We start from the raw sequence: 20,133 nt of genomic DNA, 5'->3' as shown, positions 1-20,133 counted from the left end.
CTTCGCACATTTTTTATTAGTCATAATTTTATTAACTTCTCACAAAGATTAGCTGCAATTCGTATGAATATTGTTAGGATCTGAAAGATTTTTCCGTCTGTAAACACTTAAAACTATACCCATTATGGCTAAGTTAATAACCATTTGAGAGCCACCATAGCTGATAAAGGGTAGATTAATTCCACTGATCGGGGCAAATCCTACAGTCATGAAAATATTCCAGATAAAATGCAGTGCTAGAATACTCGTTAGGCCACTAACTAGCAAGAAACCATAGGAATCTTTAACTTGTTTTGCAACACTGGCCATAATGATAAGTAAAGCAAGGGCTGAAATAATCACCACTGCACCAACTACCCAACCAAAGGTATAGACTAAATAAGAAAAAACTAAGTCTGTATGAAATTCGGGTAAATTTCCCGAAAAGGTAAACCCCTGGCCCCATAGACCGGCGGACTTTATAGCTTCTAATGATTGAATATAGATATACCCACTACCATCGGGGTTCTGGTAAGGATTCATAAAGGCAAGCAACCTGTCCAATTGATAAGGACTCTGTAATAAAGCAACTCCAAACAAAAAGATTGGCAACAACATGAAGTAACCTAACAGTTTTCTGCTAGCTCCAGCCAGGAACAATAGAATTAAAAAGACCAAGGTATAGATCAATGCCGTACTCAAAGAATTACTTATGATATAAAAGACATTAGGTACCGTAAATAGAACAAATGCCTTTATAATCCCATGCCCCTTTAACCCAGCTTGGTTGAAAAAAATCCCCGCCAGTGAAACAGAAAGCAGAAATGGTGTAATACCTATATAATCTATGTTAATAAAACCCGGGGTCCAATAGGGCTTTCCGTTAACTACTGTCCCACCCACCCCTAGTAGCAATAGCCAAATCAGCATTGTACCGATAAATATGTGCCAGCCATAAGCCTTTAGCCTTCGATAATCAAAAAACGTGATTGCCAAAAGCACGGCAAAGCCAAGAACAAGGTGAATAACGCTATTAGTAAAAACAGAAAATGAAAGTTTACTCATCAACGTTCCCTGTAACTCTACTGATAAGAGAGTAATTAATCCCATCCCCGTTAAGAAAGCCACTACCCAACACAACTTCCAATTAATCGGAGGTTTATGGGTCTTATGCAATTGCCTCCCCAGCTCTTTTGAATCTCCCATCCTATGGATCGCCTTTTCGATGGCCTCTGACTCTGGAATATCCTCGGCTAAATACTCCCCCACACAATCCTCGATATGGGTAAGTAGCTCTAACTTAACCTGCTCATGCACCTCGGCCCATTTAATCTGGGCACAAACAAGATTTAAGTACCCCTGCACCCTTTGGTTTTGCTCTAACCCCATACAATAGCCTCCCCTAAAACTCTATCCACAGTAGAACGAAATACCACCCACTCTTTACGTTTTTCTTCCAACTGCAGCCGGCCCTTTTCAGTGATTCGGTAGTATTTTCTCTGACGGCTTCCGTTGTCATCCGACCAGTAGGCCTCAACCATTCCATCTGACTCTAAAGCATGAAGAATGGGATATAGTGTTCCTTCTTTAAAGGCAAACACCCCACCGGAGACATTTTCTATTTCTTTAATCATTTCATAACCATACATGGTTTTCCGCTCCAGTAGTTTTAGGATAAGAATAGTTGTACTTCCTTTAAGGAGCTCTTTGTTAACCTTCAAAACATCGCCACCTTTCACCAAACATCGTTTTTCGATGCATTGTATATCTAGGTATTATTATATTTAATTACCTCTTAATCGTCAATACAAAAAGCTAATCCAAAAGAGGACAGTACCCCGAAATTTTAAAGCTTAGCGATCGTTGCCCAGGCCAACGATGATGATGAGTTATGTTCATCCTGTAGATTTGTGTTCATAATAAACGTCCTTCCTCATTTATTGCGGAGAGGACACAAAAAAAGACGCTAGAAAACTCCACCGCCTTTAAAAAAATACTAACTTAATGATTTCTAAATAAGGTTAGTATAAAGATGTGTCTTCTCCGGAAGTTCACTTTGAAATTTATTTAAGTGGGCAAATCTATCCCTGTAGGTAAAATCATACTTGCCAAGCATACAGATAGTTGCTACCATTTGCATTCCAGCGAGTACCCACATCTTTTTACACCTCCTTTGAAGAAATCATATTGACGGCAAATGACCCAACAGGATTCATTAGCACCAGCAATGCTGAAATGATAAACATTAGAACAATTTTTCTTTTCATTAAACTATGAACTCCTTTACTATAATATTGCGAATATATCCACCTAACCCATGTTTTCAGCAGCTTGCAATATTTTGTTACTGATTTCGTCTTTAAGAACCTGCATAATAAGGAGCTCCCGTTCCTTATTACGATAAGCGATGATAATTTAATGACTCATTGTTTTCTTCCTTTGTCGTGGGAATTTTCTTCTCCCAGTAACCATTAAGTATAGGTGTCAAACGGTAAAAACCAGCCATAAATGTAACCTGAATTAAAGGTTTTATTGCAATAATCATAACAGTTAAAGGTGAAAAAAACATAACTGCCAGCGCCAGTGCGATGGAAATGTTTTTACCACTTACCCCATAGGTAAAAGCCACCATATCAGGGTAGCTTATTTTAGCTAAGCGTGCATATAACACTGAACCACTAAAGAGTAAAGTGTAAAATATTACGAGAGGAACTGAGATGCGAAACAAATATTCTGGATGACTAACTAACGTAACAGATTCCGCACACATCGAAATAAAAAAGACTGAGTACATACCAATGGCTGAGATGCCTGGGAAAATACCTTTTAGTTCCACAAATCTTTGTGACCCCAACTTTTTCACTAACCATACACGTGTAATATTGCCCAAAATAAGTGGTAACAAAATTGTCAAGAAAATGGTCTTGAACATTTTAAAAACATCTATTGGCACATAAGTTCCAGCTAGGTTTAACATCCAAAATGGGATTAAAAAGATACCAGCCAGCAGGCTTACCACGGTAATTACCAATGTCATTGGCGCATTCCCCTTGGCCAGACCAGTCCAGGCAACAATCATTCCAGCACAGGGTACTACGCCGGTTAATATAAGTCCAACGGCAAAGTCAGGGTAATCAGTTAAAAAAAGCTTTGCTAAAAACGCCCCCAGCAAGGGAGAGACTAGATAATTAAATAGCATCACTACAGACATAAAACCTATCCGTCTAGTTGCCTCTTTAACCTCATTTATCTCAATTCCTATCATCATCGGGTAGAGCATAATAAATAAAGATATAGGATAAAAAAATTGCATCTCTTGACCCAGTCCAGGGAAAACATACCCAATTATAAGTCCTAAAATTATAGCCAAAAGCAAAAATTTAATCATGTGTTTACTGATAAACTTGAAAAATTTCATTATATATCGTTCCTCTAAAAACCCATATATTAAGAGTATACGCTTTAGTAAATGACATTTCCAGGCAGAATCCCAAGATAGTTGCAATCACAAAATTGCCCACCGTGACAATCAAAAAATAACCACCCTCGGGGTGGTATATTAATACGAGAGGATTCCCCCACAAACTACATTTATTCCTATTGCTCTTTAAGGAAGTTTGTCGAAATAAATTGGTCAAATGCTATCTCACCCTGCTACGCATAACAATACCATCTTGGTGCTCTAGATTAAGAGGTTGAAAGAAGTTTGGTATAGTTGCGACCTCCCTAAAGCCGTTCTTTCGATAAATCCTTTGTGCCGACAACCAATTTTTAGAAACTATTAATAAAATGCTTTTAATCTTGGGATATGTTTTCAATAATTTATTTGATAGGGACTCAAACATCAACTCTCCTAACCCTTTCCTCCTAAATTCCGGCAAGACACCCATAGATGAAATATATAATTCCTCACCTGCAGGATCATGGATTGTCTTAATACTGTGACCTAGTTTAAGATCTAACAAATCTATGTTTTCCTGATACTCCCAGATTTCTGAACATATATAGCCAATGACCTTATTCTTATATTCCAGCAGCAGGAAACCGTTGGGGAATGTAATTATTCGTTCTAGAAAAACATCTTCTTCTTCTCTAATACCTTGTTCAAAGGAATTATCCTCAATAAACATAATATCTTTAATATCTTCCGGTGTGGCTTCCCTATATTTAAGCTCAGCTTGATTCATTTATATCACCACCTGAAACGTATTTTTTCCGTTGTGATTTATAACAACCATAAAAGCGGCCCAACATCTTGATTTATATGGAAACTTTCTACAAATCTTAACCATGCCTGCATAGAATTTTTTTCAAAACGTATCTTTATTGTAATTTGAGGTGGCCACCCAGTAAAGAGATGGTAAATTTAGTCTACGTTTAAGCAGGCAGATTTAGTTGAATAAAACCCTGATAATGCTCTAACAATAGTAAAAGATAAGCCAGATAAATATTCGGAGGTTTTAAATGAAAGTAGCAATATTAGGTGCTGGTATGTCAGGCCTTGCTGCAGGGGTAGTGTTAGAGAGGCATGGCTTTGTCCCAGATATTTACGAGCAAAATTCTTTTATATCTGATCATTATTCACATATTGGTGTTTTATTTAATATGGCTTACCGGGGTACTACCAAACAACCTTTAAAATACATAAAAAAAACTACTTTCTGTGGAGATATCCCCCCTGGAAAAGATAACCGAATTAATTATTCATAGTAATAGTTATCACGTAACAATAACTAACGAAATAATTGGCTACAGTTTTATTCATGGCCAAGAGCCAATATCCTTGGGCAATCAGCTTCTAGGTCATATTAAAAAGTCAAAATTTCTGGCCCTTCTGGCAATGATGAATGTCCATGCCCTCTTACAGAGAGAGACCATAAAAAACACCTCTCGAGATTCCGGCTCGAAAGGTGATTTGATGGAGCAATTTTATAATGGATTGTCGGGGGTTAGGGGGTGTACAAACTCTAAGCTTATTGGATATATTATTAACTTAGACAAACAAAACTGTTATTAAATTTAATCATTTACAATTCTGTAATACTCACGTGCAGTTAATGAATAGATAGCTGCATAAATTGCCGCAAAAACCAAAATAGTCATTACAGTTGATAACCGGAACAATGCTACATTATTCAGATTAAGAACTGCCAGTAACTTTGTGATAATGGGGAAGGCGAAGGTTATATGAAGCACCGTTGAAGCAAGGGGCAGAAAAAATACCGTTAAAATTTGGCTTTTTATAGTTCTCTGAATTTCGTTTTTACTCATACCAACTTTCTGCAAAATTTCAAACCGGACCTTATCATCATACCCTTCCGATATTTGCTTGTAATAGATAATTAACACTGTCGCCATCAGAAATAAGGATCCTAGAAAAATTCCGATAAAGAATAATCCCCCATAGAGCATATAGAAATGTTGTCTGTTGGCAACAGGACTTTCAATCCGAACAGTTAGTCCGTTTTCCATAAACTTTTGATTTAAGTTGTTAGCAAGCAGCAAGATATTTTGATCTGAACTTTCAACATCGAAAGAAACTAAGTACTTTCTATTATCGTTACTTCCAATAAGATTAATATCTTTTAAGAACACTACATATGACTCTACTATATCCGTCTCACTGGCCATTCCTAAGACAGGCAAATCAAGTTCTTGCTTAACCTTAAAAGTTTTCTCATCAATAGTGATAGTATCTTTGCCGTATTTCTTTGTTGGAGAGAAAATGATCACCTCATCATCGGAGAGGGAAACACCCTTTCCTTCTAAGCGGTTGTAGTCTGAAACAGGAATAGCCGTAAGCATACTCATGTTGGGATTATAACCAACTTCCTTCATTAATATGAACTTATCATCTTTGACTTCAGCGCCAAAAGTAATGTTCCAGTAGTTTAGCTTATCTTTTATATTCAATCTGTTGTTTTTTATTTCGCCCTCTAAAATCTCCTCTAACTTTTGCACTTCACTGGAAGTGATATCTGAAGCCGCCATAATGATATCCCTCGGAAAGCGGGACTGCAAAGCGTCCTCTACACCTATATATAAAGCAACTGTAGAAGAAAGTGTCACAAGGACTGCGGTACTAAGAATACAGATATTGGCAAGCCCAACTGCATTTTGCTTCATTCTGTATAACATTCCTGAAATCGAAATGAAATGTCTTGTTTGATAGTAAAAACTTTTGTTTTTTCGAAGAAGTTTCAAAAGGGCAATACTTCCTGCTGTAAAAAGGGCATAGGTACCTATCATGACTAAAATAACAGCAATGAAGAACTGATTTAAGGCTGCAAGCGGTGACTGGACACTTAATGCTATTCCATATCCGGTGCCAAGGGCTATCACACCAACAATAGTCATGGCCCACTTCATTTTTGGCTCCCTTTCTCCATGTTGCGAGCCTTTCAGTAGATCTATGGGCTTTAGCATTCTGATCTGCAACAAATTTGATAACAATATGAGTATAAAAATGCCCAGAAAAACAATTAAAGTCATTAGCATGGATGGTACTGATATAGAAAAACCAAAGGCTACCTCAAAGTTAAGCAACTTAAGAAGTATAAGAAACATCAGTTTGTTTAATACAACTCCACCTACAACACCTAACGTTATGCTAATTAGGGAAGTAATAATACTTTCAAATAACAACACCCTTGCAATATGCTTTTTCTCCAGACCCAATACATTATACAAACCAATTTCTTTTTTTCGTCTCTTAAGCAAAAAACTATTAGTATAATAAAGAAAAATAGACGAAAAAATTCCAATGATGATTGTTCCAAGCCGAAGCAGGGTTTTTAGGCTCTCTGAACCACTTTCACCCTCTAACCCCTCATTGATAGAAATTGCATGCATAATATAAAACATCATGATTGTACAAATACAAGTGATTATAAAGGGTATATAGGTCTTGCTGTTCTTTTTAATATTAATCATTGCTAGTCTTAAGTAAAATAGGTTATCCATTTACCCCACCTCCAGTGGTAATCACTGTAAGTGTATTAGAAATTTTCTCGAACATCGCCCCGTTAGACAGGGCACCTTTATAAAGCTGATGAAATACCTCCCCATCCTTGATAAATAACACCCGCCCAGCATGACTTGCCGCCTTGATACTATGGGTCACCATAAGTATGGTTTGCCCATCTTGATTAATCTCAGTAAACATCTTCAAGAGCTGATCAGTAGCTTTTGAATCAAGGGCTCCTGTTGGTTCATCGGCCAAAATTAGTTGAGGTTCTGTGATCAGTGCCCTCGCTACAGCCGCTCTTTGTTTTTGGCCACCTGATACCTCATAAGGGAATTTCTCCAAAATGTCTTCTATGCCCAGCTTGGCAACTATAGGGTTCAACCTCTTCTCCATTTCTTCATAGGATTTTCTGGTCAAAACCAGCGGTAAAAAAATGTTATCTTTAATTGAAAAAGTATCCAACAAGTTAAAATCTTGAAATACGAAACCCAAATTATCTCTACGAAAGACTGTAATCTCACTTTCTTTGATGGCTACTATATTTTTCCCCTGTAATAAGACCTCACCACTGGTGGGCTTGTCTAATGCTGCCAAAATATTAAGTAGCGTTGTTTTGCCTGAACCCGACTCCCCCATAATTGCTACATATTCGCCCTTTTCCACAGAAAAGGTTACATTACTTAGGGCCTGTACCTGGTTTCCACCAAACCTTGACGCATATATCTTTTTTAAGTTATTCACCGCTAATAATGGCATGTTTCTTCCTCCTCATCTAACCTTGACCATAATAAGAGTATAAGAAAAAAAGAAATGCCCCACCATAACTATGGCTTACATTTCTTCTTCTAACCTTACAGTTTTGTAAGATCTATTCAAATATGGTTTTCGTGGAAGAAAAATCAATCTCTACCCTCGTACCAACATTAACATTAGAAGTTATAATAATGGTGTGTGACAGTTTGTCCAAAATTTTTTTACACAGGTACAGGCCGATACCAGTGGCCTTTTTATCCATCCGCCCGTTGTAACCTGTAAAGCCCTTTTCAAACACTCTCGGCAAATCCTCTTCGGCAATGCCGATTCCCGTATCCTCAATCACCAACAACTTTCGTTCCTCATCCACTATGTATATAGATATCTTACCCCCATTTGTATATTTTAGTGCATTAGAGAGTATTTGTTCTATTACAAAAACCAACCACTTTTCATCTGTTAGTACTATACAATCCTTTTCTTGCAACTCAAGAACGATATTTTTTTTAATAAACAGATGTGCGTATTTACGGATACTCTGCTTCACAAGTTCTAAAAGATTATGCCTTTCCAGTACTAAATCTGACGATGAGTTGTCTATTTTGATGTAACCTAGAACCATCTCCACATACTGCTCAATTCTTAAAATTTGTTCTAGCAATTCTTTATATTGTTCTCTGTGTTCAGACTGAACTAACAATCTCATGGCTGCAATGGGTGTTTTAATTTGGTGGACCCAAAGGGTAAAGTAGTCTACCATTTCCGTTTGCTTGCTATCTACTTTAGAAATCATTTTTTTCTTCTCATCATAAATTGCTAGCAAAATGTCCTGGTAATTAGCTTCAATTAAATCGCTAGTTGAAGGCACCCTTTGTAGATCTGCTCTGATATGTTTGGCAAGATTGCGTAGTTCGCTATGTTTTTTATAGTATTTGATAAAATCATACACCATAAAAACGGTTGCTATGCAGGCTGATAAAAGGAAAGCATAAGCAAGGGCTTCAAATTCCAAGGAATACAAGTAAAAAATCACAACAAAGATTATGTGAAAGACAAAGCCTAGGCCGATGGCTTCCTTGCGACTCCTAAGATAATATAGCGCAACCCACAAAAACGAATTCTCTTTCATATTATTCCACCATATAGCCAAGGCCTTTCTTTGTTTTAACAACGTCACTAAGGCCCATATCGGCAAGCTTTTTTCTCAATCGGGTAACATTAACAGTTAAAGTATTATCATCTATATAGCTATCACTTTCCCACAGCCTAGTCATGATGGTTTCACGGGAAATTGCTTTACCAATGTTCTCCAGTAAAATTTGGAGAATTTTAAACTCATTTTTCGTCAGTTCAATTTTAGCATTATTGAATTCTAAAGTTGCATCACTTAGGTTTAACACCATTCCGTTATGTTCAATTATGTTCATAGCCCCACCAAAGGAATATGTCCTTCTCAAAAGTGCTTGTACCTTGGCTAGAAAGATATTGAGGTCGAAGGGCTTGGCAATAAAATCGTCCCCTCCCATGTTTACAGCCATAACAATATTCATATTGTCGGACATCGAAGAGATAAAAATTATTGGGACCTTGGATATTTTACGTATTTCAGTACACCAATGATAACCATTGTAAAAGGGTAAGGATATATCCAATAGCACCAAATGTGGTTCATAGTGCACAAACTGGGTAATAACCTCTTTGAATTCAACTACTGTTTCTGTTTTATAATTCCATTGATTCAAGCAGTTCTTCATTGCATTTGCAATAACCATATCGTCTTCAACAATTAAAATTCTAAACATTTAATTTCTCCCAATTCATTATCTACCTTTTACTTATTTTTTCCTCTTACTATACAGGTATATAACCGCTCATTACTTCATGTGCGTAACATAAATATATACTCCCTCTGCTAAATCTATTCCTGCTGGCTTTACTGTGCAAGGGAAACTAACATGTGTTCTTTACTATAGTGAAAAATATAGAATGACTCCCCTCAATATTGCTATATTTAAAAATTATTTGCTTTTTTGCATTGTAGACATCTTGTCACCATTTTATCGAGGTTTTAGTTTAGCTACATCATTAATTAAAAAACAAAAAAGTCGTACACATAGTCATATTCCTCACCCAATTTAAAGTCTGCAAAAAAGTATTTTTATTATTTCATCTCTTTTACTCTTTTCTAACTGTCTCAATTCTCTCGAATCTATTACAGCCTTTGCATCTCTTGTCAAATCCCTAACCTCAAAAAAAGCATATCAAATAAAAAAAGGAGAGGAACAGGAACCTGTCTTTTGTCTTCCCTACCCCATCCCGCCTCTTTAAATTGGTATGTTTAGGAATAATCACCCCGCTTAGATGTAATGATTTTGTCGATACTTGTGTTAATATTTTACTTTGTAAAAAAAGGTTTTTTATAAAACTTATAGAAAGGTATGGCAACAAATACATGGCATTAAGTTGGTGGTAGCCGTTGTTTTCTGTTTGTAGTACTCCTTCGCGGCCTAATGAAGTATATTCAACAAAGAAAAGATGGTTTTTATCTCAAGGGTGTATATATGCCTGACAAACAGGATTTTGCACCAGTGGAAGGTAGTGCTGGCAAGACTTACTTAAATAAACACAAACCACATTACTTATTGTACCACTACCTCTTGTGCAACTTTCAACGAGTGACAAGATGCTCAATTAAGTTTTCAAGGATATTAAGGAGGCCGATTATAGTTGAAAAAAGCATTATCTTTTTTGCTTACGGTGATTTTTGTAATGTCTTTGAGTACATTGGTTTATGCTAATGAAGAAAAGTCTACCGAACAGGTACCTTCATCGGAATATTCCAATGAAATAAAGTCTGCCGAAAAAAGTGTTTATGATTTTTTTACGGCAGTTAACAAAAAAGATTATGACACTTTGAATAGAGTTTCCAAGAACAAAAGGATGAGCGAAGATGTGCTAAGAAATACTATCGAGCTGCAACATGAACAAGGAATGCTTCCAGAAAAGGTAACTATACTATCTAGTGAGAAGTGTGGCAAAGACATGGTTAACGTTAAAGTTAGTTTTGTTTTGGCTGGTGAAGAGTGCATAATGACCTACCCCGTAGTGTTGGTTAACAACGAGTGGATAGTAAATGTTGGTGATGGCGTGGAGCCAGGGGTAGTTGTTATGGAGATAGCTGGAATTCAGGTGCCCGATTATTCCACGACGGGGTTAACTGGTAACGACGAGTTACTCGGGTACTTTAAATATGGGTGTGCGTTATTACTTTCCCTGCTATATGTCAGATGCTGCTAAGTCAATAACAGTATTAGGACATCAAAGTGATTCTTCCAATGTCAATGTTACTTATGGAATTTTCAGCTATCCACAGTTTTGGATAAACGAGCCGAAAATGCTATCCGGCCACTTTTCATAGGCAGAAAGGGCTAGCTATTCTCAATACTACAAAGGGAGCAAATGCTAGTGCAGTGGTTTATGGCATTTAGAAACAGCAAAGACTAATATACTCAACGTATTTATATATCTTGTACATAGTTTTAGTAAAATTCCAGGGTCAGACTTTAAGATCGACCCGACTCTACTTGAGGAATTTATGCCATGGTCAGAAAAACTACCGGGATTACTGCCGTAATATTAAAAGTTGAATCTGAGGACGCAAACCCCGGTTTCAACAATTAAGTTGTACCGTGGTTCATTATGTCAATGCACCTGAATATTAAGCGCTTACAATCCTTCGGCAAAACTGATAAGCATAAATGACAGTAAAACAATGGTTTACTGTTTTTCTAACATCATAAAGAGTGGCCAAAGAGTAGTGTTTGAGGAATGGCAGGTAAGGTACCCAAAATATTTACAAATGAGAAATGGTCCCTAAAATACTGTTTTATTACATATTCCATATTCCTTCTTATTCTTACATTCTTATGCATGTGTTTTATCTAATTTATTAAGAAGACTTGGCACTATATTTTTCTATTGCATTTTTATACATTCTTTCGCTTTCATCTTTAAATCTGCTTTTATTGGTAAGTATTTCCTTGAACTTTTCATGGATATTATTATAGATAACCTGATGAGCTTGATTACCCAACTTTTCTTTATCATACTCATCCATTTCAAAATCGGATGTCAGAGCAATATCTAGTAATCCCAGCAAATCATTTTTACTAATTTTATCAATCATGAGCCAGTTCTCACCATCTATACTATAAAAGCCTTTATTATCCTCAATCTTTAAGCACTTCATAGGATTCACCTCTTTCTCTATAAGCAGATTCACCGGCTTCAAGGCTATTAAGTACTACATCGTGATTACTGATGGTTTCACCATCTAAGCTTTTTAGTTGTTTATCTGAAGGATAACCAGAATAAACCTGATATTTAACCTCGTTTTCTACTACTTTTTTCTTTGTGTAAACAACATAGTCTGGTTTGATCGATGCTCCAACAGTGCTATTATGTGTTACAACTACGACAGGAATAGTTTTAGAAATGTCTTTTATTAACTCGTTAACATCATTCATTAAAAACATGTTATCGAACGAAGATTCTGGTTCATCTATTAGAAGCATGTCGTATTGCAGTGCATCGTTAATTTCTTGAAGCAAATTGAATTCAGAACGCTCTCCCCCGGACACCTCATATCCATACTTATTTAATATCTTGTATTCAATTCTAACAAAATATTTGTAATACTCGGTTGGATCAAGACCTTCAATAGCTTTGAGTTCCTGAAGGAATTTATATGAATCTTCATAATTTTTATAAGCATCACTAAAACCAATCATTTTACCGCTTGTTTTTTTAAGTTCACCAGCACCTGTATATTTTTTTGAACTTGCTACTATTTTAAAGCCCTGCATATCTTTTCTTAAAATTTCGGTTTCTTGTTTTACCAAATCTGAAACCATAGTAAATTTATTAATTTTTTCTTTATCAGTAGCAATTTTAATTAGATTAATATCTTCAATATGTGTAGCAGCGGTACGCATTTGTAATCCTCTTTTAATGCTAGATACTAAGTCATTTACCCATCTTTTTCTAAGATTCTGTTCTGTTTCTTCAGTATATTTGACCATTAATTCGATAACTAACCGTTTCAAATTTTCTTCTGGAATATAGGCATTAATTAATTCTTTGTACTCTGTGTTCTCAATTAATAGTCTAACGGATTCTATCAGTTTATTAAGGTTATCCAGAGTAGATTCTGTAAATTCACTTTCACTAAACAAGATTGCTTTTGAAAATAAATCAGCTTTTTCAATTTCGGTCGCATTTTTAATTAAAGATTCAATATACTTTCCTACACTAACTTCATTCTTTCTTATATCAATTTTTGCAATTTCATCAACAACTTCTTTGAATTCTTTTAAATAACCTTGTGTAATAGAACTCTGTTTCGTACTTAATAATTTTTCAAAATTTCGTTTATCGGCATCTTCATCTGTCTCCAATAGAGAGAACTGTTTGATATATTTTGTACTATCAGATGTTTCGTATATCCTTTTTAACGTATATGTTTTCCCAGAAGATCTCTCTCCCAATATCACATTTAATCCTGTTGAAAGTACCAGTCCATTATCTAATACTTGAAATAATTTATTTCCTTCATTTTCAGAAAGAGCCACTTTATTCTTATCTCTAAAACAGAATTTTATACCATTTAAACTAATTTCATCTAAATCTATATATGTTTGTCTAGTCGGAAAGCTTAGAATATCTTCTTTAACCCGGACATCACTAAAAATAACAGGCACCAAACTATCAGAATCATTGATACAATATATAAACTTTTTAGGACTATTAACTTCACCCGCTGAAATGAACTCTATTAATTCAGATAAAGTTTTATCACCAATAACTGGTTTCTTATCATAATGTGGAATTAATAGATACTTAGATAAATCTCCAAATATATCTTTAAGTTGTTGTATTGTAATAAAGTCATTACAAGTTTGAATCAGGTCCTGAACATTTTTACACCTTTCGCTAAAATCATGCAATTCCTTATTGTCAGATATTAAAAGCAGGTGACCTTTTTCCAGATTTATCTCAATCCCCGGAAGAACATAAACATCTAGATTCTCTGTAATGGTGTTGAACTGTTCCAGATCGAATACATTGTGATTTGTTATCGCAATACAGTCGATTTTCATTGATTCAACATAGTATTTTAATTTTTCAATGTTAAAAGTAAATGCTGAATCGCTGATAGTTGCAATTGTATGAATATGTAAATCAATTTTTTTCACTTACTCCACCTCTATCAAACTAGGATTCTGGCATTACACCCTAAATAGTAATGTATAAAGAAATGTTAGGATGCCGTACTTTATATCTAGATAAGTTATAACAATATGAATATTATTAGAGATAATAACATCATTTTACTATTATTCATTTGAAGAAGTTTAAAAATTTTGTCGAATATAAAAAATTCTAGGCTATTCTTGTCTTGATTATCTTAAAAACTATAAACCAGAAAATGCGAAGTAAATAGGTACTTTGAATCACCTACCATAGTAGTAGGTTGGCAAGTACCAGCAGTATTACTATTTTAATTAACATTTCTTTTAAAGATAACATGTAACCAACAAATTTATATATTTTTGGCATTTGTTAAATACAATCATAGGCTCCAAAAGGCACTTCGGTGACTTTCAGGTTTAAAAAACAGACACCACCTCCCTTATCTAAAAGGTGGTGGTGTTTCTATTCTCAAACTATAAATGAGATGATTCTCAAACTATATTGCAACATTCTCATACTTTAATGAAAAAGACAATATTCTCAACATATAGTAAAACCTACACAAAAATCCACCACCACTCCCCCTACTCCACAGTCACACTCTTCGCCAAATTCCGCGGCTTATCAACATCGCAATCCCGGTAGACTGCCATATAATAGGCCAGCAGTTGTAGAGGTATCACCGTTAAAATGGGTGCTAAAACCGGGTGAGTCTTGGGTATATACAGCACCTGGTCGGCTACCTTCTCTACTTCGGTGTGGCCTTCCATGGCTAGGGCGATGACTGAGGCGTCTCTGGCTTTTACTTCCTTGATATTGCTGACCATCTTTTCGTAGAGGCTTTGCTGGGTTGCCAGGGCAATTACCGGGATGTTTTCTACGATTAGGGCCAGGGTGCCGTGCTTTAATTCGCCTGCGGCGTAGGCTTCGGCGTGGATGTAGGAAATTTCTTTTAGCTTTAGGGAGCCTTCCAGGGCCACTGCGTAGTCTAGGCCACGGCCGATGAAGAAGGCGTCTTCGCATTTGTGGTATTGCTGGGCGAATTCCTTGATTTGTGATTCGTTGTCCAGCACCTGTTGAGCTTTGGCGTAGATGGCCTTTAGCTCATTTAGGATTTCTTTTATATTCCCTGCTGCCAGGGTATTGCGCTCCTGGGCCAGGTATAGGGCTAGGAGGTATATGCCTACCAGTTGGGTGGTGTAGGCCTTGGTGGAGGCCACTGATATTTCTGGGCCTGCCCAGGTGTAGATGATGTCGTCGGCTTCCCTGGCCACTGAGCTGGCTATTACGTTGGTGATGGCCACTACTCTGGCACCCCTGCGCCTAGCTTCCCGGAGGGCTGCCAGGGTGTCTGCTGTTTCACCGGATTGGCTGATCACTACCACCAGGGTATCCTTATCCACGATGGGATCACGGTAGCGGAATTCGGAAGCTACGTCTACCTCTACGGGTATCCGCACCAGTTGCTCTATAACATATTTACCCACCAATCCTGCATGAAAGGCTGTGCCGCAGGCGGTGATGATTATCTTTTTGATACCTTGAATTTGGTGGGTGGTCATTTTGATTTCATCTAAAACCACCTTATCCCCCTGGTGGGTGGTGCGACCCTTGAGGGTGTCCCTTAAGGCCCTGGGCTGCTCGTTGATTTCTTTGATCATGAAGTGTTCGTAGCCGCCCTTTTCGGCTTCCTCTGCGTCCCAGGTAACTTCGAAGATATCCTTTTCCACAACCTGACCCGTCAGATCCCGGATAATCACTTGCTCTGCCCTGAGTTCCACTACATCTCCGTCATTTAAGAGGTAGCACTGTCTGGTGTATTTCAGCAGGGCCGGTATATCTGAGGCCAGGAGGTTTTCATTCTCTCCGAGTCCCACAACCAGGGGCATATCCTGACGGACGGCAATAATACGATCCGGCTGATCCTTGGAAATGGTCATAATGGCATAGGAACCTTCCAGGTGGGAAACTGTTTGTTGTACCGCTTCAATGAGGTCTCCCTTATAGAAATGCTCTATCAGGTGGGGAATTACCTCTGTGTCGGTTTCCGATTTGAATTCGTGGCCCATGGAGCTAAGCCATTCCCTGAGATGCAGGTAGTTTTCAATAATGCCATTGTGAACCACGGCGATTCTTCCATCATTGGAAGTGTGGGGGTGGGCGTTTACATCACTGGGGCGACCGTGGGTGGCCCAGCGGGTGTGTCCGATGCCGATGGTGGCATCCAGTTCCTTGCCTGTAAGAGCCTTTTCCAGCTCTGCCAGACGGCCCATTTTCTTTTCCACCTTAAGACCGTCCCTATCTAGGACTGCTACTCCAGATGAATCGTAACCTCTATATTCAAGCTTTTTAAGACCTTCTACAATAATTGGTGTGGCGGGCTTTAAGCCCACGTAGCCGACTACTCCGCACATATTTGGTCGACCTCCTTAAAATAATTCATGCCGCGACCTGTTCCGGCCACGGCACAATAATATCACTGTGTAGATTACCCCGGTTATGGCAATAAAATACCCGGGCGTGAAACATTTGTGGTAATGCCGCCTAATGGTCACCTGCAGTCTTTGTCTCCAGAGTTACCTCCGGGTTTTATGCTGCTTTCTCGGCCGTGACCGGCCGGAGGGCACCCGCCGAATACTCGATACTCCCTCTCCTCGTCAACCCTTATGATAGGGTTCTGGCGCTTTTTATTTAGTTGTCCTGGAGTGATTGCTTGCCTTTAACCACCTCCTTTATTTTATACCAGTGGGCAACAACTAAATGTCGCCCACTATATCAGCCATTTTATCTACAATTGCCTGAAGCTGCTCCATATCTTTCCCCTCAACCATGATTCTGACCAGGGGCTCTGTACCCGAGGGGCGCACCAGTATACGTCCCTGACCCTCCAGCTCCCGCTCAAAGCGGCGGATAGCCTCGGTAAGGCTGGGGCTATGCATGACGTGGGTTTTATCCTTGACCCGGACATTTTTTAATATCTGGGGGTACTGCTCCATCTGGGCAGCCAGCTTCTTTAGGGATTGACCGGTTTCTTTAATTACCGCAAGCAATTGTAATGCAGTAATTATACCATCTCCTGTGGTGTTGTGCTCAAGGAAAATTATGTGGCCGGACTGTTCTCCGCCAAAACGGGCTCCCGTTTCCAGCAGTTTTTCAAGGACGTAGCGGTCTCCCACCTTGGTTTCCACCACATTTATCTCGGCCTCTTCCAGGGCTTTGTGCAGTCCGATGTTGCTCATGACTGTTGTTACCAGGGTATTTTTCCGCAGCCTGCCCTTTGCCTTAAGGTGTTTGGCGCAGATAACCATAATCCGGTCTCCATCCACCAGCTGGCCCTGGCTGTCTACAGCCAATACCCTATCTGCATCACCATCGTGGGCCAAGCCCAGGTCTGCCCCCTGCTTTAGCACCTCTTCCATTAATGCTTCGGGGTGTGTTGAGCCGCAGCCGGCATTGATGTTGACACCATCCGGCATATGGAAGATGGGAATAACCTCGGCCCCCAGCTCCTCCAATACCCTGGGTGCCACCTGAAAGGCAGCTCCGTTGGCGCAGTCTACGACCACTTTAATCCCGGAAAGATCAGTTTTTATGGTACTCTTGGCATAATTAATATAGCTGTCCAGGGCACTTTCTACATAATATTCTCTACCCAGCTCCCCGCCCGTGGGTCTAGGTAAATCCGGATTGTCTTCTAATACCAGCTTCTCAATCTTTGCTTCCAATTCATCGGGCAGCTTGTAGCCGCTGGGTCCGAAAAACTTGATACCATTGTCATTAACCGGGTTATGGGAGGCTGAGATAACTACGCCCGCTCCCGCCCCTAGTTTCTTGGTCAAATATGCGATTGCCGGTGTGGGCAGCACACCTACCTTATAGACATTTACCCCAACGGAGCATATGCCTGCCACCAGGGCTGCCTCCAGCATATCCCCTGAAATCCTTGTATCCCGGCCGATCACAACCTTTTTGGGGTGTCCTTGCCTGGTCAACACATGGGCACCCGCCCGGCCCAGCTTAAATGCCAACTCGGGGGTAAGCTCGGTATTGGCTACACCCCGGACTCCGTCAGTGCCGAAAAGTTTTGCCATTATAAGTTTTATTTCCTCCTTTTCCTTGAGGAAGATAATTTTACCAAGGTAATTATATCGTCCCGGTGATTTTCAGTCAATTTTTTTACATATACTATGCCCTTCGCCCAGCCCTTTGACCTTGTCCACCCTTTGGTAATAATTGAAGAAAAAGAACCTGACCCCGGTTAGTATTGCCGGGCCAGGCCCATTTGTTACTGCTGTTGTTAATTTTGCTGATCCTGAGTCACCGGTTCCGTGGCCGGTGGAGGTTGCTGTGTCGTAGGAGGCGTGGTCGGTGGTGGATCAGTTGCCTGAGGTTGTTTAGGACGAACTTGAATAGATACCTCCACTCTGCCCGGGATCATATCTATCACACCCTCGGGCAGCAGCAGGCGTGCTTCCTTAAGAACATTATCTGTAATGCCATCCAGCCTAATATTCTCGGTGGTAATATTCTCCAGGTTATTTAGCACCTCCACCGGGGCATAGACCTGTACCGTGGCAGGCTGAGGAATGGCGCGTACCAGTTGATATTGCTCGGGTAATGTTCCCGTGGTTTTCACTACCACTGGCAGCACCTTATAGGGTTGTGCCTGGGTAACGGGAACAAGTACCTTTACCCTGTCAGGCGAGGAGGTTACTCCCTCGGGCAGGGGAACCATTAAGGTTTGGTCCACATTTTGTGAAGCTCCACTTATATTGGCCGTAACCTCAAGGCTCTTTATTTCATTTATTATCCGGGCAGGCCCTCTAATCAATACTGCCGTGGGCTGTATAGCCGGTTCTAAGGCATAGTAACCCGTTACAGGCTCACCCCTTATGGCCACAGTTACTGGTACCTGCTTCTGAATGATACTTTCAAGCTCCAAATTGACCCTGGCAGGATTAACCTGAACTACCTGCAAGCCGCTGGGGGCTGTTATTTGAACTGTCCTGGTGGTCTCCCCTTCCTCCAATGGGCCAAGCTCCACAATAGCCTGAAAGTCTGCCGCCTGAATTCCGGTGAGCTGGGCATTTTTACCCTGTACCCTGACGGTAACGGTCTTGGGCATACCTGCCATGGTTAGTCCCTGGGGTACTTCCCCCCGGACATCAAGGTTTACCCTGAATTCCTGCTCCTTTACCGGATTTTGCACGTTGGTGACATAAATCCAAAGTAAAATAGCCAGCAGAACAGAAAGAAGCATCATGGAGTTGTTGCTCCATTTAAGCCGAATCATGGCTCGTTCCTCCTAAATACGCCGCCCAATGAGTTCAGTGTTTTGGGTTCCAGGGCTTCGGTGAGTTTCTTCTTTAAGGTTGGCTCGTCCAGCATACGGTCTAGGTTTCCATCCGAGGCCAGAGAAATATCTCCCGTCTCCTCAGATACGATTACCGCCAGGGCATCTGAAACCTCGGTGACACCTATGCCGGCCCGGTGCCTGGTACCCAATTCCTTACTTAGGTAGGGATTTTCCGATAGGGGAAGAAAGGAGGCAGCGGCCACAACCCTATCTCCCCGAATAATTACCGCACCATCGTGCAGGGGTGTATTGGGAATAAAGATATTGATCATAAACTCCGCCGATACTATCCCGTCGATTTTAACACCCGAGTCTATATATTCTTCTAGACCTGTTTGCCGCTCAATAATTATGAGGGCTCCCATTTTATTCTTGGTAAGAACCTGAACTGCCCTGACTACCTCATTAATCATGCGGGTCCTGTCAGCTTCCTTGATGGTGCTGATGGTCTTAGCAAAAAACTTGCCCCGTCCCAGGGTCTCCAGTGCCCGCCTCAGCTCAGGCTGAAACACGATGGGCAGGGCAACCACCAGGGCGGTCATTACCTGTTGCAGCAACCAGTTAATGGTGTATAAATGCAGCCAACTGCTGACGGTGTTGGCCACCAGCAGAACCACCAGACCCTTAATAAGCTGAACCGCCCTGGTTCCTTGGATAATCCGCATAAATCTATAAAAAACAAAGGTAACCAGGATTATATCCAGAATGCTGGTAATATTTAGGATGTCAAGGTTCAGCGCCTTTAGTTGTTCCAGCAACCGGCACTCCCCCTATTATTTAGATATTGGTAGTATATCTCGAATATATTATTAAAATTTCGATATTG

The 20,133-nt window shown here is 39.6% G+C and carries 17 protein-coding genes; 2 read left to right on the top strand and 15 right to left on the bottom strand.

What is annotated here, in order from left to right:
- Nucleotides 1-48: 48 nt before the first annotated feature.
- The 5 genes from P6N53_RS04970 to P6N53_RS04950 form a co-directional block, all read right to left on the bottom strand.
- On the bottom strand, nt 49-1,368 hold the full coding sequence (locus P6N53_RS04970; protein ID WP_304541640.1) for an FtsW/RodA/SpoVE family cell cycle protein: 1,320 nt from the start codon (nt 1,366-1,368) through the stop codon (nt 49-51).
- Nucleotides 1,359-1,700: a PadR family transcriptional regulator gene (locus P6N53_RS04965; RefSeq protein ID WP_304541639.1), complete on the bottom strand. Its 342-nt coding sequence runs from the start codon at nt 1,698-1,700 to the stop codon at nt 1,359-1,361. Before P6N53_RS04965 ends, P6N53_RS04970 begins: the two co-directional genes overlap by 10 nt.
- Before the next feature lie 290 nt (nt 1,701-1,990).
- Nucleotides 1,991-2,137, bottom strand: a complete 147-nt coding sequence (locus tag P6N53_RS04960) for a hypothetical protein (RefSeq protein WP_304541637.1) — start codon at nt 2,135-2,137, stop codon at nt 1,991-1,993.
- A 237-nt stretch (nt 2,138-2,374) separates the two neighbouring features.
- Complete coding sequence (locus P6N53_RS04955; protein ID WP_304541636.1) at nt 2,375-3,397, bottom strand: arsenic resistance protein; 1,023 nt, start codon at nt 3,395-3,397, stop codon at nt 2,375-2,377.
- 223 nt (nt 3,398-3,620) lie between these two features.
- Nucleotides 3,621-4,166, bottom strand: coding sequence for a GNAT family N-acetyltransferase (locus tag P6N53_RS04950; protein WP_304541635.1), 546 nt, complete (start codon nt 4,164-4,166; stop codon nt 3,621-3,623).
- 277 nt (nt 4,167-4,443) lie between these two features.
- Here P6N53_RS04950 and P6N53_RS04945 point away from each other — a divergent pair, with 277 nt between their 5' ends.
- Nucleotides 4,444-4,689, top strand: a complete 246-nt coding sequence (locus tag P6N53_RS04945) for an NAD(P)-binding protein (protein WP_304541633.1) — start codon at nt 4,444-4,446, stop codon at nt 4,687-4,689.
- A gap of 309 nt (nt 4,690-4,998) precedes the next feature.
- Here the strand turns inward: P6N53_RS04945 and P6N53_RS04940 are convergent, their stop codons facing one another.
- From P6N53_RS04940 to P6N53_RS04925, 4 genes are all read right to left on the bottom strand, one after another.
- Nucleotides 4,999-6,942: an FtsX-like permease family protein gene (locus tag P6N53_RS04940; RefSeq protein ID WP_304541632.1), complete on the bottom strand. Its 1,944-nt coding sequence runs from the start codon at nt 6,940-6,942 to the stop codon at nt 4,999-5,001.
- The gene (locus tag P6N53_RS04935) at nt 6,935-7,702 is read right to left on the bottom strand and encodes an ABC transporter ATP-binding protein (protein WP_304541630.1); all 768 of its coding nucleotides are present in this window, start codon (nt 7,700-7,702) and stop codon (nt 6,935-6,937) included. The genes P6N53_RS04940 and P6N53_RS04935 overlap by 8 nt, the downstream gene beginning before the upstream one ends.
- A gap of 112 nt (nt 7,703-7,814) precedes the next feature.
- Complete coding sequence (locus tag P6N53_RS04930; protein WP_304541629.1) at nt 7,815-8,828, bottom strand: sensor histidine kinase; 1,014 nt, start codon at nt 8,826-8,828, stop codon at nt 7,815-7,817.
- 1 nt (nt 8,829) lies between these two features.
- Nucleotides 8,830-9,501: a response regulator transcription factor gene (locus P6N53_RS04925; RefSeq protein WP_304541628.1), complete on the bottom strand. Its 672-nt coding sequence runs from the start codon at nt 9,499-9,501 to the stop codon at nt 8,830-8,832.
- A gap of 967 nt (nt 9,502-10,468) precedes the next feature.
- On the opposite strand from P6N53_RS04925, the gene P6N53_RS04920 reads away from it, so the two are divergent.
- The gene (locus P6N53_RS04920; RefSeq protein ID WP_304541627.1) at nt 10,469-10,996 is read left to right on the top strand and encodes a hypothetical protein; all 528 of its coding nucleotides are present in this window, start codon (nt 10,469-10,471) and stop codon (nt 10,994-10,996) included.
- Between the two features lie 652 nt (nt 10,997-11,648).
- Here P6N53_RS04920 and P6N53_RS04915 read toward each other — a convergent pair.
- The 6 genes from P6N53_RS04915 to cdaA form a co-directional block, all read right to left on the bottom strand.
- Entirely contained in the window at nt 11,649-11,948 is a 300-nt protein-coding gene (locus tag P6N53_RS04915) for a hypothetical protein (protein WP_304541626.1), read from the bottom strand.
- Complete coding sequence (locus P6N53_RS04910; protein ID WP_304541625.1) at nt 11,929-13,953, bottom strand: histidinol-phosphatase; 2,025 nt, start codon at nt 13,951-13,953, stop codon at nt 11,929-11,931. Before P6N53_RS04910 ends, P6N53_RS04915 begins: the two co-directional genes overlap by 20 nt.
- A 582-nt stretch (nt 13,954-14,535) precedes the next feature.
- The gene (gene glmS / locus P6N53_RS04905) at nt 14,536-16,365 is read right to left on the bottom strand and encodes a glutamine--fructose-6-phosphate transaminase (isomerizing) (protein ID WP_304541624.1); all 1,830 of its coding nucleotides are present in this window, start codon (nt 16,363-16,365) and stop codon (nt 14,536-14,538) included.
- A 342-nt stretch (nt 16,366-16,707) separates the two neighbouring features.
- Nucleotides 16,708-18,042, bottom strand: coding sequence for a phosphoglucosamine mutase (gene glmM / locus P6N53_RS04900; protein WP_304541623.1), 1,335 nt, complete (start codon nt 18,040-18,042; stop codon nt 16,708-16,710).
- Between the two features lie 206 nt (nt 18,043-18,248).
- The gene (locus P6N53_RS04895; protein WP_304541621.1) at nt 18,249-19,244 is read right to left on the bottom strand and encodes a CdaR family protein; all 996 of its coding nucleotides are present in this window, start codon (nt 19,242-19,244) and stop codon (nt 18,249-18,251) included.
- The gene (gene cdaA, locus P6N53_RS04890; protein ID WP_304541620.1) at nt 19,241-20,065 is read right to left on the bottom strand and encodes a diadenylate cyclase CdaA; all 825 of its coding nucleotides are present in this window, start codon (nt 20,063-20,065) and stop codon (nt 19,241-19,243) included. The genes P6N53_RS04895 and cdaA overlap by 4 nt, the downstream gene beginning before the upstream one ends.
- Nucleotides 20,066-20,133: the final 68 nt, after the last annotated feature.

Source organism: Desulforamulus aquiferis, assembly GCF_030577015.1.
GTDB lineage: Bacteria > Bacillota > Desulfotomaculia > Desulfotomaculales > Desulfotomaculaceae > Desulfotomaculum > Desulfotomaculum aquiferis.
Note: the sequence above shows the minus strand (reverse complement) of the source record. Positions and strands in the feature narration are given on the sequence as shown.